We start from the raw sequence: 14,082 nt of genomic DNA, 5'->3' as shown, positions 1-14,082 counted from the left end.
GCGGCCCGCCCCTTCCGCTACCCGCGTCGCTAACCGAGGTACTGCCCGCCATTCACGTCCAGCGTGGCGCCCGTGATGAAGCCCGATCCTTCGTCGGCCAGGAAGGCGACGGCGCGGCCGATCTCATCGGGCGTACCCAGCCGGCCCACGGGAATGGCGTCAACGATGGTGTGCAGCACGTCCGGCGCCACCTTGGCCACCATCGAGGTATCGCAATAGCCGGGCGCGATGGCGTTGACCGTGATGTGCTTGCGCGCGCACTCGAGCGCCAGCGCCTTGGTGAAGCCGAGGATGCCGGCCTTGGCCGCCGCGTAGTTGGCCTGGCCGATCTGGCCCTTCTCGCCGTTGATGGAACTGATGTTGATGATGCGGCCGTACTGGCGCTCGCGCATGCCTTCCAGCACATGGCGGGTCATGTTGAACATGGAACCGAGGTTGGTGTTGATGACGTTCCACCACTGCTCGGGCGTCATCTTGTGCATGACGGCATCGTCGGTAATGCCGGCGTTGTTGACCAGGATGTCGATCGGCCCCAGTTCGTGCTCGACCTCGGCCACGCCCAGCCCGCAGGACGCATACACTGACACGTCCCAGTGAAACACGGGGATGCCGGACAATTGCGAAAACGCTTGCGCCGCCTCCGCGTTGTCGTGATAGACGGCCGCCACGCGGTGCCCCGCCGCCTTGAGCGCGAGCGAAATGGCTTGTCCCAGGCCACGGGTGCCGCCGGTCACCAATGCTAGTCTTTGCATCTCAGTTCTCCTTGTAGTGGGCGCGTCGCCGCGCGGTGACAGGGTCATGATGAAGACGCTGGCCCGCCGCTGGAACGGCGAACCGAGTAGCTATTCTGAACCTGTTGCGGCGCGTACGCCAGCGTACAAGTGACGCAGATCAGGCCGGCGCGCAATAGCGCTGCGCCGCTGGCGCGCCATGGCCGCGTCAGGCTACTTCGGTGTTGTCGGCAGGCACGCTCTGGGCCACGCCGCGCTTGAGCACCACGGGCTTGCCGCCGGCCTGGCGCTTGACCATCCACTGGGCCAGCGACGCGTCCATGAAATCGGCATGGTTGGGAAACCATTCGCGCAAGGCCTGCACCAGCGAGCGGCCCACGTCGATGCGGCCGGTGTTGAGCACGGGCCGCACTTCGTACAGGGCGTGCAGCACGCGCGCGTGTTCCTGGATGTGGCAGTCGCGCGGGGGAAAGGCGCTGTCCTCCATCCACTGCTTTTCCTGGGCGAAGTGGGCCTCCGCATGGGCGACGAAGCGCTCGAACACAGCCACGAATTGCGCATCGTCAGCGCCTTCCATCTCGGCCACCAGTTGCACGAATTCCGCATGGGTGTCGTCCATGGGGGCCAGGCCCAGCTTGAACAGGTCGGTCCAGACGAAGGGGGTTTGCATGTGTGGTGGCTTGCTTGATGAGAGTGTTGTTGGACGGCGTGGCCGTTGCGAGCCGCCATTATAAGCCAGCGCCGGTACGACACTGGGCCGGCGCGTCAAGTTGCAAGCGGCTAGCCATTGTCAATTATTTACTAGAATAAATTTGATCTGGATCAGCCAAATTGGCACGCCAACCGCGTAGGCTGGCGACATAATCATAGACGGGGCCCTTTATGATACCCATCCATCGCGATCTTGCGGCGCACAGCTTCTACCACCTGGAGCACGTCGGATTGCAGGGCAAGGCCTGCCAGGGCCTGGCCTGCTTTCTGGCGCGCGCGGCCGATCCGGTGCGCTGGGCCAGGATGGCGCACGATCCGGCGCCCGTGTTCTGCCTGGGCCAGTGCTACCAGGCCCCGGCCACCCATGGCAACACCACCCCGCCCTACTGCGAAGTGCACGCGGAGGAAACCGTCTTGCTGGGCAATGTGCTGGCCGGCGGCGTGCGTCACCTGGAACAGTATCAGGCTGGCGGTGGCGGCGCCGGCTTGCGCCAGGCCCTGGCGCTGGGGCCGCAGGCCGTGCTGCGGACACTGGACGAATCGGGCTTGCGCGGCCGGGGCGGCGCCGGCTATCCGACCGGCGCCAAATGGCGCAAGGTGGTGCAGCACGACACGGCCAGCAAGTACGTGGTCGCCAACGCCGACGAAGGCGACCCCGGCGCCTTCAGCGACCGCATGCTGATGGAGGCCGATCCGTTCCGCCTGATCGAAGCGATGCTGATCGCCGGCACGACGGTGGGCGCCAGCCACGGCATCATCTACCTGCGCCAGGAATACGATGGCGCCGCCGCCGTGCTGCGCGATGCGCTGGCCCAGGCCTACGCGGCCGGCTGGCTGGGGCAGCGGGCCGCCGGCTCGGACCAATGCTTCGACCTGGAACTGGTGGTCGGCCACGGCAGCTACCTGTGCGGCGAAGAGACCGCCATGCTCAACGCGATCGAAGGCCGGCGCCCGGAAGCGCGGCTGCGGCCGCCGCAGATCACGGACCGTGGCCTGCACGGCGTACCGACCCTGGTCAACAATGTGGAAACGCTGTGCGCCATCCCGTGGATCATGGCGCACGGCGCGGCGCGCTACGCGGCGCTGGGCACGGCCGACAGCACCGGCACCAAGCTGCTCTCGCTCAGTTCCCTGTTCCGCCGGCCCGGCCTGTACGAAGTGGAATTCGGCATCAGCCTGCGCACCATCGTGGAGATGCTGGGCCAGGGCGTGCGGCGCGGCCGGCTGACAGGCATCATGGTGGGCGGGCCGCTGGCCGGCCTGCTGCCGCCGTCGCAATTCGACACCCTGCTCGACTATGGCGCCATGCAGGCCGCCGGCGGCGCCGTCGGCCATGGCGGCGTGCTGGCCGTGACGGACGCCACCTCCATCGCGGAACTGGTGGCCCACGTGTTCCGCTTCGGCGCACTTGAATCGTGCGGCAAATGCACGCCCTGCCACCTGGGCAGCCCGGAGCTGGCGCGCATGGCCGCGCAGGCGGCGGCCGGCCAGCGCGGCGACGGCCAGCGCTGGCGCGCGCTGGTCGAGGCGCTGGCCGCCACCAGCCTGTGCGGGCATGGCCGGGGCCTGGCCGAATTCGCGCAATCGATCGCCCGCCACTATCCCGAGGAGCTGGCATCATGCTTCAACTGACCATCGACGGCGTGCCGCACACGGCGCAAGCTGGCGACACGCTGCTGCACGTGCTGCTGGCGGCCCGGCGCGACATTCCCCACTTGTGCCACGACGACCGCGTCCAGCCATCGGGCGCGTGCCGCATGTGCGTGGTGGAGATCGAAGGCGAGCCGCGCCCCGTGTCCAGCTGCACCACCGTCGTCACCGAAGGCATGGCCGTGCGCACGGCCACACCGGCCATCGAGGCGCTACGTCACACCAACCTGTCGCTGCTGGCGGCACGCTACCCGGCCGCCGCCGTGGCAGCGGAGCCGGAGCGTCCCTTCCACCGGCTGCTGGCCCGCTACGGCGTGGCGGCGGGCGACGCACCGTGGCAGCAACGCTATGCCGACGACAGCCATCCCCGGCTCGGTGTGGCCATGGACCGCTGCATCTCGTGCAACCGCTGCGTGCGCATCTGCGACGAGCTGCAGGGACAGTTCGTGTGGCAGGTCTGGCAGCGCGGCGAACGCAGCCACGTGGGCAGTGCGCTGGGCGGTTCGCTGATCGACAGCGGCTGCGTGTCCTGCGGCGCCTGCGCCGACACCTGCCCCACCGGCGCCATCTTCGACCGCGACGGCGCGGCGACGGCGGCCACGCAATGGACGCGCAGCACCTGCGTCTATTGCGGCGTCGGCTGCCAGATGGACGTGGGCAGCCGCGATGGCAAGGTGGTGGCCGTGCGGCCGGCCGAGCATCCGGTCAACCACGGCCACCTGTGCGTCAAGGGCCGCTATGCGTACGAATACAACCACGCGCCGGACCGCGTCACCACGCCCATGCTGCGCGAGGGCGATGGCTGGCGCGCCGCGAGCTGGGACGAGGCCTTGGACCATACGGCCGCCACCCTGCTGCGCATCCGCGACCAGCACGGCGCGGACGCCATCGGCGTACTCGGTTCGGCCCGCGCCACCAACGAGGAAAACTACCTGGCGCAGAAGTTCGCGCGCATGGTCATCGGCACCAACAACGTCGACTGCTGCGCGCGCGTGTGCCACACGCCGTCGGCCAAGGCGCTCAAGACCATGCTGGGCACGGGCGCGGCCACCAACGCCTTCAACGATATCGAACAGACCCGCTGCTTCCTGCTGTGCGGCTGCAATCCCACCGAGAACCATCCCATCGTCGGCGCCCGCATCAAGCAGGCCGTGTTGAAGGGCGCGGCGCTGATCGTGGTCGACCCGCGCCGCACGGAACTGGCCGAATACGCGCAGCTCCACCTGGCCGTGCGGCCCGGCGCCAACGTCCTGCTGTTCAACGCCATGGCCGCCACCATCATCGAAGAAGGCCTGGTGGATGCGGACTTCGTGGCGCAACGCGTGGATGGCCTGGACGAATTCGCCGCCTTCGCGCGCGCGTACGCGCCGGAAGCGGTCAGCGCACAGTGCGGCGTGGACGCGGCCGACATCCGCGCCGCCGCACGACTATATGCCGGCAGCGCGCCGGCCATGTGCTTCCACGGCCTGGGCATGACGGAACACACGCAGGGCACGGAAGGCGTGATGACGCTGATTAACCTGGCGCTGTTGACGGGCAACCTGGGACGCGCCGGCAGCGGCATCAACCCGCTGCGCGGCCAGAACAACGTGCAAGGCTCGGCGCAGATGGGCTGCGAGCCGGCCACGCTGACAGGATCGCAGCCGATCGCGCAGGCCCGCGCCGTGTTCGAATCCACCTGGGGCGGCGCCCTGCCCACCACGCAAGGCCTGGACCTGATGCAGATGCTCGATGGCGCGGCGGCCGGCCAGGTAAAAGCGCTGTGGGCCTTCGGCTACGACATCTACATGTCGATGGCCAACCAGCACGCCAGCGCGCAGGCCTTGGGCCAGCTCGACTGCGTGATCGTGCAGGACCTATTCCTCAACGAGACGGCGCGCGCGTTCGGCACCGTATTCTTCCCCGCCGCCAGCGTGTTCGAGCGCGACGGCACCTTCATGAATTCGGACCGCCGCGTGCAGCGCGTGCGCGCAGCCGTCCCGCCGCCCGGCGACGCGCGCCCGGACTGGTGGATCATCCAGCAACTGGCGCGGCGCATGGGCCACGCCCAAGGCTTCAGCTTCGACGGGCCGCAAGCGATCTGGGACGAAGTGCGGGCCGTGTGGCCGGCCGGCTCCGGCCTGAGCTACCGCCGGCTGGAAGCGGAAAGCCTGCACTGGCCCTGCCCCCAGCGCGATGACAACGCCCATCCCGGCACACCCGTCCTGCATGGCGCCAGCTTCGCCGGCGCCACGCGCGCGCGGCTGGCGCAGATCCCGTTCGTGGCCACGCCCGAACAGTGCGATCCTGACTACCCGTTCGCGCTGGTGACGGGGCGCGGCCTGTACCACTTCAACGCCGGCACCATGACCTACCGCGGCGCCAACGCGCAGTTGCAGGCCAGCGACGTGCTCGACATGGCGGCCGCCGACGCCACCCGCCTGGGCCTGGCCGACGGCATGCGCGTGCGGGTGCGCAGCCGCTACGGCGAAGTGGAACTGCCGCTGCGGATCAGCCCCCGCGTCAAACCGGGCGAACTGTTCACCACTTTCCACCGGCCCGACCTGCACGTGAACCAGCTCACGTCGCCGCACCGCGACCGGCTGGTGCACACGCCCGAGTACAAGGTGACGGCGGTCCGCATTACGCCGGCATGAACGGCCGGCGTGGCGGACCTGGTCCGGCCCGGCCGGCTGGTTTTCGCCTGCGGCTTCGCTCGGGCTTGTTAACAGCTTCTGTGGATAAGCTTGTTAACAAGCCCATCCAGCCCGTATCAAGCGATTGATTCTTAAGGGGAAAATATAAACTGCCCGCTTTGTAGGCAGCGCAACAAGATTGCTGGCTGGAAAAGCAAAAAGGGAAGCCGAACGGCTTCCCTGTGCAGAATTCTGGAGCGGGAGAAGAGTCTCGAACTCTCGACCTCAACCTTGGCAAGGTTGCGCTCTACCAACTGAGCTACTCCCGCATAGGAGTTGATTACTGCGTCCACCGCGCGCTGCCATCCGCCGTGTAGCGTTTGGAGCGGGAGAAGAGTCTCGAACTCTCGACCTCAACCTTGGCAAGGTTGCGCTCTACCAACTGAGCTACTCCCGCGTGGAGGCAGAACTATAGCAGAGGGCCGCACGTTTTTTCAAGTGCCCGATAGCGCTTTCGACAAAATTTCCTGAAAAGGCCGATGCGCGGTCAGTTCGCGGGCGCCAGCGACGCCGCGAACGCCGCCCGCGCCGGATGGTGCAGCACGTCCTTGCGCCACACCAGCATGGTCTCGACGTGGGCGACGGCGGGCGGCAGCGTATGCACCCTGATCGTGCGGCCCAGCTTGCGCTGGCTGATGATCTCCATCGGCATCAGCGCCACGCCCATGCCGGCCGCCACGCAGCCGATGATGGCCTCGAAGGTGCCGAATTCGGAAATACGGCCGGGCGCCACGTCCGCCTCGGCGAACCACGCTTCCAGCCGGCGGCGGTAGGTGCAGCCGGAGCGGAACACCAGCAGGTTGCGGCGCGCCACGTCGCGCGGCCCATGCACGGCCGGATGCGCGGGGCCGGTGATCAGCACCAGTTCTTCCGCGAACACGGGCTGTTGTTCCAGCTCCCCATGGGGCACGGGCGCGGCCACCAGCGCCACGTCGAGCCGGTGCCGCAGCACGCCGTCGAGCAGGTGGTCGGTCGGCCCCGTCTCCAGCACCAGGTCCACTTGCGGATACGCGCGGTTGAATGCCGCCAGCACCTTGGGCAAGCGGGCCGCCGCCGTCGTTTCCATGGCGCCGATGCGCAACTGGCCCGCTGGCTGCTGGTCCAGGCGCATGGCCGCCTGCGCCTCGTCCGCCAGTTGCAGCAAGCGGTCGGCGTAGGCCAGCAAACGGTCGCCTTCGGCCGTGATGCGCAAGCCACGGCCGGCGCGGTGGAACAGGGTCACGCCCAGCGATTCCTCCAGTTGCGTGAGCCGGGCCGACACGTTCGACTGCACCCGGTTCAGGCGCGCGGCCGCCAGCGTCACGCTGCCTTCCTCGGCCACGGCTTTAAAGATGCGCAAGGCGGACAACTCCATGTCACTCCTGAATTCTCAAAAAACGATAGGTCTAATCATTATTATTCATTTTTTTAAATAGTCAAACCACCGTATAGTGGGATCAACAACCGCGCCGCCACTATCGAGGAACCGTCTTGTCCACCGACCGCCCCGCCACACCGGCCCTGCTGCTGGCCTGCAGCTTCGCCTTCATCATCGTCCAACTGGACGTCACCATCGTCAACGTGGCCCTGCCCCGGATGGGGGCCGACCTGCACGCCAGCGTGGGCGCCCTGCAATGGGTGGTGGATGCCTACACCCTGGGCTTTGCCGTATTCCTGCTGTCGGCCGGCGTGATGGGGGACAAATTCGGTGCGCGCCGGGTGTTCCTGGCCGGCTTCATCCTGTTCCTGCTGGCCTCGGCCGCTTGCGCGCTGGCGCCCACGGCCCTGCTGCTGAACGTCGCGCGCGCCCTGCAGGGCGTGGGCGCGGCGCTGCTGGTGCCCAGCTCACTGGCCATCCTCAACGCGGCCTACCGGCATGATCCGACGCGGCTGGCCAAGGCCATCGGCTGGTGGACGGCCGCCGGCGGCGTATCCATCGCGGCCGGCCCCGTGCTGGGCGCCCTGCTGCTGACCATGGGCGGCTGGCGCGGCATCTTCTGGGTCAACGTGCCGATCTGCCTGGCCGGTTGCGCGCTGGCATGGACGGTGGTGCCGCGCGCGACCGCCAGGGCACCAGCACGCCACCTGGACGTGGCCGGGCAGTTGCTGGTCATCGTGGCGCTGGCCGGCCTGATCGCCGCCATGATCGAGACGCCTGCGCTGGGCTGGACCCACCCCGTGGTGGCGGGCGGCTTGCTGTTGGCCTTGATCGCCGGCGCGGCCTTCATCGCCGTCGAGCGCCGCGCGGCCGCGCCCATGCTGCCCTTGCGCCTGTTCGCCAGCCGGCCGTTCTCGGGCGCCGTGCTGTTCGGGGTGCTGGTCAACTTCACCTATTACGGCATGATCTTCGTGCTCAGCTTCTACCTGCAACGGGTGCGCGGCTACACGGTGATGCAGGCCGGCCTCGCCTTCCTGCCCCTCACGGGCACCTTCATTTTTTCCAACATCGCCAGCGGGCGGCTGGTGGCACGGTCGGGATTGCGACCACCCATGGTGGCCGGCGGCTTGATCTGCGGGGCCGGCTACGCGCTGCTGGGTGCATGCGGCATGGGACCAGCGGCCAGCTTCCTGGCCATGTTGCCAGGGCTGGTGCTGATTCCGGCTGGCATGGGGCTGGCCGTACCGCCGATGACGACGGCGATCTTGTCGAGTGTGGAAAAGGAACAGGCGGGTACGGCGTCGGCCATCCTGAACACGGCGCGCCAGGTGGGTGGCGCGGCCGGGGTGGCCATGTTTGGCGCCATCGTGGCCCATGGCGACGCGGCGGCCATGACGGCCGGCGTGCGCATCGTGATGGCCATTTGTGCCATCTTGCTGATGGCGGCGGCCGCGACGGCGGGCTGGACCCGGCCGGGCCAGGTCCTTCCGGCCGTCGCCGGATAGGCAGGATTACTTGTAGAAGACTTCGATACGGCCCGTCAGCTTGATCAGCATGGGGCGGCCTTTGCGGTCCAGCGTCTTGCCGGCGGCGACCTTGATCCAGCCTTCGCTGATGCAGTATTCCTCGACGTCGCGACGTTCCTTGTCGTTGATCTTGATGCCGATATCGTTCTGCAGCACGTCCACGTTGTGGAAGGGGCTGCGCGGATCGACCGACAGGCGGTCGGGTAATGGGGGGAGAGTGGAGGTATCGTTCATAGGCCGCAATTATCCACGAGATCGGGCGGCGAGACAACGCCAGCCCCACCCCGCCCCGCGCGGGCCGCCGGGAAAGTTAAAATCAGAATAATCTTACTAAAATAGCTAATTGCCTATGGGAAATTTCTTCTTTTCTATGTTATAGTTTTTAGCAACATTGACAAAGGAGTCTACCCATGGGCTTTATCAGCAATATGACGACCGCGCAGTTTGCCGGTTTGCCAACCCAGAGCATCGCCGCCCTCACCACCAGCGACCTGGCCGAACTGCCGGCCAGCCACGCGGCCGCCCTCACCACCGCCCAGGCGGCCGCCTTGAGCAGCACCCAGCTGCAAGCGTTGTCCACGGCCGCCATCGCGGCCCTGGCACGCGAAGACATCGCCGCCATGAAGGCCCCTGCCATCGCCGGCGCCTCGCAATCGACCCACTTCATGTCCGCCCTGACCAGCACGCAAGTGGCCGGCCTGACCACGGTGCAGGCGGCCAACCTGAACCCCCGCGCCATCAAGCAACTGTCCACGGCCGCCCTGCCCAGCCTGGGCACGGCCAGCCTGAACGCCCTGGGCACGGCGGCCGTGGCCAACCTGAGCACGGACCAGTTGCACGCGCTCAGCACCAGCCAGGTGGCCGCGCTGGCCTCGCGCCAGATCGCCGCGCTGACCGGTGGCGACCTGTTGACGACGGAGCAGATCGCGGCCCTGTCCTCGGCCCAGGTGGGTGCACTCAACAGCGCCGCCATCGCCGCGCTGGGCACGGACGCGCTGGCCGCCATCGAAACGCGTGACATCGGCGGCCTCACGGGCAACCAGCTGGCCGCCCTGTCGAGCACCCAGGTGCAGGCATTGGACTCGGCCCAGCTGCACGCACTGAATTCGCGCCAGGTTGGCGCCCTGTCCACCAGCAACCTGGCGGCGCTGGGCACTGAAGGCTTGCGCGCGCTGGCCACGCCCGCGCTGGCCGGGCTGAGCACCACCCAGGTGGCCACGCTCGGCCCCCAGCAGGCGGCCAGCCTGGGCAGCGGCCAGCTGGGCGCATTGTCGGTGCCGCAGTTCGGCGCCTTGTCGACGCAAGCGATCGCCGCCCTTGATGCAGCGGCCATCGCCGGCCTGTCGAGCGCGGTCATCGGCGCGCTGGCCACCCGCCAGGTCGCCGCCCTCAGCACCGAAGTCGTGGCCGGCCTGAGCACGGCCCAGATCGCTGCGCTGCGCTCGGCCTCTCTGGCCACGCTGGGCACGCAGCAAGCGGCCGCGCTGACGACGGCCCAGGCCGCGTCGCTGACCAGCACCCAACTGGCGGCGCTGTCCACGGCCGCCATCGCCGCCCTGTCGGCCGATGATTTCGCCGCCCTCAAAAGCGCCGCCATCACCGGCCTGAAGACCCAGCAAGTGGCCGCCCTGAACACGGCCCAGGCGGCCGCCATGCAAACGGCCCAGGCGGCCGCGCTGAGCAGCAGCCAGTTGCGCGCACTCAGCAGCGCCGCCTTCGCCGCCCTGAACACGGCCGACCTGGCCGCGTTCAACACGGCCACCTTCGCCAGCCTGTCGAGCGCCACGCTGGCCGGCCTCAGCACGGAGCAGATCGCCCAGCTGAGCACGCGCCAGATCGCCGCCCTGGGCAGCGCCAGCCTGAACGCGCTCAGCAGCGCCCAGTTCCAGGCCCTGACCTCGGCCCAGTTGGGCGCGCTCGGCTCGCAGCAACTGGGCGCCCTGTCGACGGCCGACCTGGCCCTGATCGACGGCGCCAAGCTGGCCGCCCTGCGCACGGGCGCCATCGCCGCGCTCAGTTCCAGCCAGTTGGCGGCGCTGGGCCGTAACGACGGTGGCGACAACCAGTTCAACTTGCTCTCGACGGCGCAGCTGGCCGCCCTGCGCACCAGCGCGCTGGCCGGCCTGACCAGCGCGCAAGCGGCCGTGCTGGGCACGACGCAGGCGGCCACGCTGACGGCGCCGCAACTGGCGGCCCTGTCCACGGCCGCCATCGCCGCGCTCGATGACGCCGATGTCGCCGCCCTCAAGCTGGCGGCCGTGACGGGCTTGCGCACTGACCAGCTGCACGCGCTGGCATCGCAGCAAGTGGCCGCGCTGAGCACAGGCCAGGCGGCCATGTTGAACAGCCGCCAGGTCAACGCCCTGTCCTCGGCCGCATTCGCGGCCATGGAAACGGCGGACCTGGCGGCGCTGGGCAGCGCCGCCATCCGTGCCCTCGACCCCGCCCTGCTGGCGGCCATGACCACCAGCCAGGTGCAAAGCCTGGCCACGCGCCAGATCGCCGCGCTGGGCACGGCCAGCCTGAACCGCCTGAGCAGCGACCAGTTGGCCGCGCTCGTTTCCGTCCAGTTGCGCGCGCTGAACTCGCAACAACTGGGCGCGCTGGCCACGGCCAGCCTGGCCGCCATCGACGCGGCCAACCTGGCCGGCTTGAGCACGGCGGCCATCGCCGGCCTTAACTCGGCCCAGTTCGCATCGCTGGGCACGAGCCAGCTCAACGCGCTCACCAGCGCCCAGTTCTCCAGCCTGCGCGCCGGCGTGATCGCCGGCATGAGCACGGCCCAGGCGGCCGGCCTCAGTACGACCCAGGCCGCCGGCCTGGGCAGTGCCCAGGTCGCGGCGCTGTCGACGGCGGCCATCCACGCGCTCGACGAGGCCGACGTGGCGGCCCTGCGCCTGAACGCCATCCAGGGCCTGACCGGCAACCAGATGGCGGCCCTGAGCAGCGCCCAGATCGGCGCGCTGAGCACCAGCCAGACCGGCATCCTGTCGAGCGCCCAGCTGGCCGCGCTGCCCACCGCCGTGATCGCCGGCTTCACGACGGCCGACCTGGCCGCGCTGAGCACCAACGCCATCGCCAGCCTGCCGGCGTCACTGGTGACGGCGCTCAGCACGGAACAAGTGGCCAGCCTGGCCACGCGCCAGATCCACGCGCTGGGCACGGCCACCATGCACGCGCTGGGCACCGGCCAAGTCCACGTGCTGAGTTCGAGCCAGCTCGGCGCGCTGGGCTCATCCCAGGTCAGCGCGCTCGGCACGACCGGCGTGGCGGCCTTCGATGCGACCCAATTGCCAGGCCTGAGCGTGGCCGCGCTGGCCGGCCTGAGCTCGGCCCAACTGGCTGCGCTGGGCAATGACGATGGCGGCAACAGCCAGTTCGGCACGCTGGGTACGGCCCAGATCGCGGCCTTGCGCACCAACGCGCTGGCCGGCCTGACCACCGCCCAGGCCGTCGCCCTGACGACCAAACAGGCCGCCATCCTGACGGCCGCGCAGGTCGGCGCACTGTCCACGGCCGCGCTGGCGGCGCTGGAGACGAACGACTTCGCCGCGCTGAACGCAGCCGTGATCGCCGGCCTGAGTACGCGCCAGGTGGCTGCACTGAGCACGGGCCAACTGGCCGCGCTGACCACGCGCCAGGCATCGGCGCTGACCAGCGCCCAGCTGAGCGCCCTGTCCACGCAAGCGTTCGGCACGCTGGATCCGGCCGACATGGCGGCCCTCAACCAGGCGGCCTTCACCGGCTTCGCCCGTACGACCACCTTCTGGTCTGGCGTGACCACCGCGCAGTTGGCCGCACTGGGCACGGCCCAGGCGGCGGCACTGGAAACCCAGAATGTGGCCCAGTTGCGACCGGCCGCGCTGACCGCCCTGAACAGCGCGGCGCTGGCCGCGCTGACTACGGCCGTCATCCACAGCCTGACGTCCGACCAGGTGGCGGCCCTGGGCACCGGCCAGATCGCCGCCCTGGCCACGCGCCAGATCGCGGCGCTGGCGCCGTCCCAGATCGCCAGCGATCACCTGACGACGGATCAGATCGCGGCACTGTCGTCGGCCCAGGTCGGCGCGCTGGGCACGGCCGTGGTGGCGGCCCTGAGCACGAACGAGCTGACGGCGATCGAAACGCGCGACATCCCCGGCCTGCGCAGCAGCCAGCTGGCCGCCCTGTCGACCAGCCAGTTCGCCAGCCTGAGCACCAGCCAGGTGGCGGCGCTGACCACGTCCCAGCTCAAGGGCATCAGCCACGCGCAAGCGCATGCCATGACGGCCGACCAGGTGCACGCGCTGTCGGCCGCGCAACTGGCGGTGCTGCCGGTCGGTGCGCCCGCGCCGCTGGCGCCACATGCGCTCGCGCAGTCGCTGGCGGCGGCGCCGGCCGACCTGCGCGGCCAGGTCACGGAGTTGGTGCAGGCCATGGCCGCGTTCAACGCCCCGGCCAGCGCACCTGGCGTGGCGGCGGCCAGCCTGGCCGTGGACCAGCAGCCGGCCGTCGCCCTCGCCAGCGGCGCGGCCCGCATGGCCGACGCGCTCAAGCAGTTCGATGCGCACGGCCAGCCGTTGGGCGCCAGCGATGGACTGGCAGCCAGCGACGACACGCTGCGCCTGAAAGCACTGCAGTCGTCCGGCGGCCAAGGCTTGCTGGCGATCAGCAGCAAATAAGGCCAAGGTAGCCGGCGGCGCCGGTTACCGAGCGCCACAAGCGCAAATGCCGTTCAGCTCACGCTGAACGGCATTCTTCTTTGGCGCGGGGCCTCAGTATCCTAGGCGCCGTCTCTCGCGGCCGGACCGGCGCAGTGCCCCCATCGTTCGACAAAGCGGGCCGCCCGCTCGGTCACTGCGCGGTAGTCCCCTTGCGCCGCCGGCGCCGTCAGGCTGCCGCCGATGCCGACGGCCAGCGCGCCATGGGCGAACCATTCGGGCAGGTTCTCCACCGTGACGCCGCCGGTGGGCATCAACGGCGCCTGCGGCAGCGGCGCACGCAATGCCTTCAGGTACGCGGGGCCCAAGGTTTCGGCCGGGAAGATCTTGACCAGGTCCGCGCCCGCCTCCATCGCCGCCACAATCTCCGTCGGCGTCACGGCGCCGGGCATGGACAGCACCTGGTAGCGCTGGCACAGGCGTATCGTGTCCAGGTTGACGGCCGGCGAGATGATCATGCGCGCACCGGCCAGGATGGCCAGCCGCGCCGTCTCCGGGTCCAGCACCGTGCCGGCGCCCAGCAGCAGACTGTCGCCATGGCGCTGGCGCAGCGTGCGCAGCACGTCCAGCGTGTCCGGCGTGGTGAACGCCACTTCCAGCGCCGTCATGCCGCCGGCGATGCAGGCTTCTGCCAGTGCCAGCGCTTCGTTGGCCGAAGCGGCGCGCACGATCGCCACCATCGGGCGGCGCAGCAGGGTTTGCATCAATTCGTGTTTGTGCATATCGGGTATC

Annotated in this window: 9 protein-coding genes and 2 tRNA genes; 4 read left to right on the top strand and 7 right to left on the bottom strand. The window is 69.2% G+C overall.

Going from position 1 to position 14,082, the window contains the following annotated elements; translation table 11 throughout:
• Positions 1-29: 29 nt before the first annotated feature.
• Complete coding sequence (gene phbB, locus H3H36_RS12295) at positions 30-752, bottom strand: acetoacetyl-CoA reductase (protein ID WP_182217904.1); 723 nt, start codon at positions 750-752, stop codon at positions 30-32.
• A 187-nt stretch (positions 753-939) separates the two neighbouring features.
• Positions 940-1,401, bottom strand: a complete 462-nt coding sequence (locus tag H3H36_RS12290) for a hemerythrin domain-containing protein (RefSeq protein ID WP_182217901.1) — start codon at positions 1,399-1,401, stop codon at positions 940-942.
• 212 nt (positions 1,402-1,613) lie between these two features.
• Between H3H36_RS12290 and H3H36_RS12285 the strand changes: the two genes are divergently transcribed.
• Both H3H36_RS12285 and fdhF read left to right on the top strand, forming a co-directional pair.
• Positions 1,614-3,074, top strand: coding sequence for an NADH-ubiquinone oxidoreductase-F iron-sulfur binding region domain-containing protein (locus H3H36_RS12285; protein ID WP_182217898.1), 1,461 nt, complete (start codon positions 1,614-1,616; stop codon positions 3,072-3,074).
• Positions 3,062-5,728 (top strand): formate dehydrogenase subunit alpha, encoded by a 2,667-nt coding sequence (gene fdhF, locus H3H36_RS12280; RefSeq protein ID WP_182217896.1) that lies wholly within the window; start codon positions 3,062-3,064, stop codon positions 5,726-5,728. Before H3H36_RS12285 ends, fdhF begins: the two co-directional genes overlap by 13 nt.
• 232 nt (positions 5,729-5,960) lie before the next feature.
• Here the strand turns inward: fdhF and H3H36_RS12275 are convergent.
• From H3H36_RS12275 to H3H36_RS12265, 3 genes are all read right to left on the bottom strand, one after another.
• Positions 5,961-6,036 (bottom strand) — tRNA-Gly (locus H3H36_RS12275).
• Positions 6,037-6,088: 52 nt separating this feature from the next.
• Positions 6,089-6,164 (bottom strand) — tRNA-Gly (locus H3H36_RS12270).
• Between the two features lie 90 nt (positions 6,165-6,254).
• Positions 6,255-7,121 (bottom strand): LysR family transcriptional regulator, encoded by an 867-nt coding sequence (locus H3H36_RS12265; RefSeq protein WP_182217894.1) that lies wholly within the window; start codon positions 7,119-7,121, stop codon positions 6,255-6,257.
• Between the two features lie 116 nt (positions 7,122-7,237).
• Here H3H36_RS12265 and H3H36_RS12260 point away from each other — a divergent pair, with 116 nt between their 5' ends.
• The gene (locus tag H3H36_RS12260; RefSeq protein ID WP_182217892.1) at positions 7,238-8,629 is read left to right on the top strand and encodes an MFS transporter; all 1,392 of its coding nucleotides are present in this window, start codon (positions 7,238-7,240) and stop codon (positions 8,627-8,629) included.
• Positions 8,630-8,635: 6 nt separating this feature from the next.
• Here the strand turns inward: H3H36_RS12260 and H3H36_RS12255 are convergent, their stop codons facing one another.
• Positions 8,636-8,884: a DUF3297 family protein gene (locus H3H36_RS12255; protein WP_182217890.1), complete on the bottom strand. Its 249-nt coding sequence runs from the start codon at positions 8,882-8,884 to the stop codon at positions 8,636-8,638.
• Between the two features lie 176 nt (positions 8,885-9,060).
• Here H3H36_RS12255 and H3H36_RS12250 point away from each other — a divergent pair, with 176 nt between their 5' ends.
• Positions 9,061-13,311, top strand: coding sequence for a beta strand repeat-containing protein (locus H3H36_RS12250; protein WP_182217887.1), 4,251 nt, complete (start codon positions 9,061-9,063; stop codon positions 13,309-13,311).
• A 101-nt stretch (positions 13,312-13,412) separates the two neighbouring features.
• Here the strand turns inward: H3H36_RS12250 and H3H36_RS12245 are convergent, their stop codons facing one another.
• The gene (locus H3H36_RS12245) at positions 13,413-14,072 is read right to left on the bottom strand and encodes a bifunctional 2-keto-4-hydroxyglutarate aldolase/2-keto-3-deoxy-6-phosphogluconate aldolase (protein ID WP_182217885.1); all 660 of its coding nucleotides are present in this window, start codon (positions 14,070-14,072) and stop codon (positions 13,413-13,415) included.
• Positions 14,073-14,082: the final 10 nt, after the last annotated feature.

This window comes from Rugamonas fusca, from assembly GCF_014042365.1.
Taxonomy (GTDB): Bacteria; Pseudomonadota; Gammaproteobacteria; order Burkholderiales; family Burkholderiaceae_D; genus Rugamonas; species Rugamonas fusca.
The sequence above is the reverse complement of the archived record's forward strand: the minus strand, read 5'-3'. Positions and strand labels throughout refer to the sequence as shown.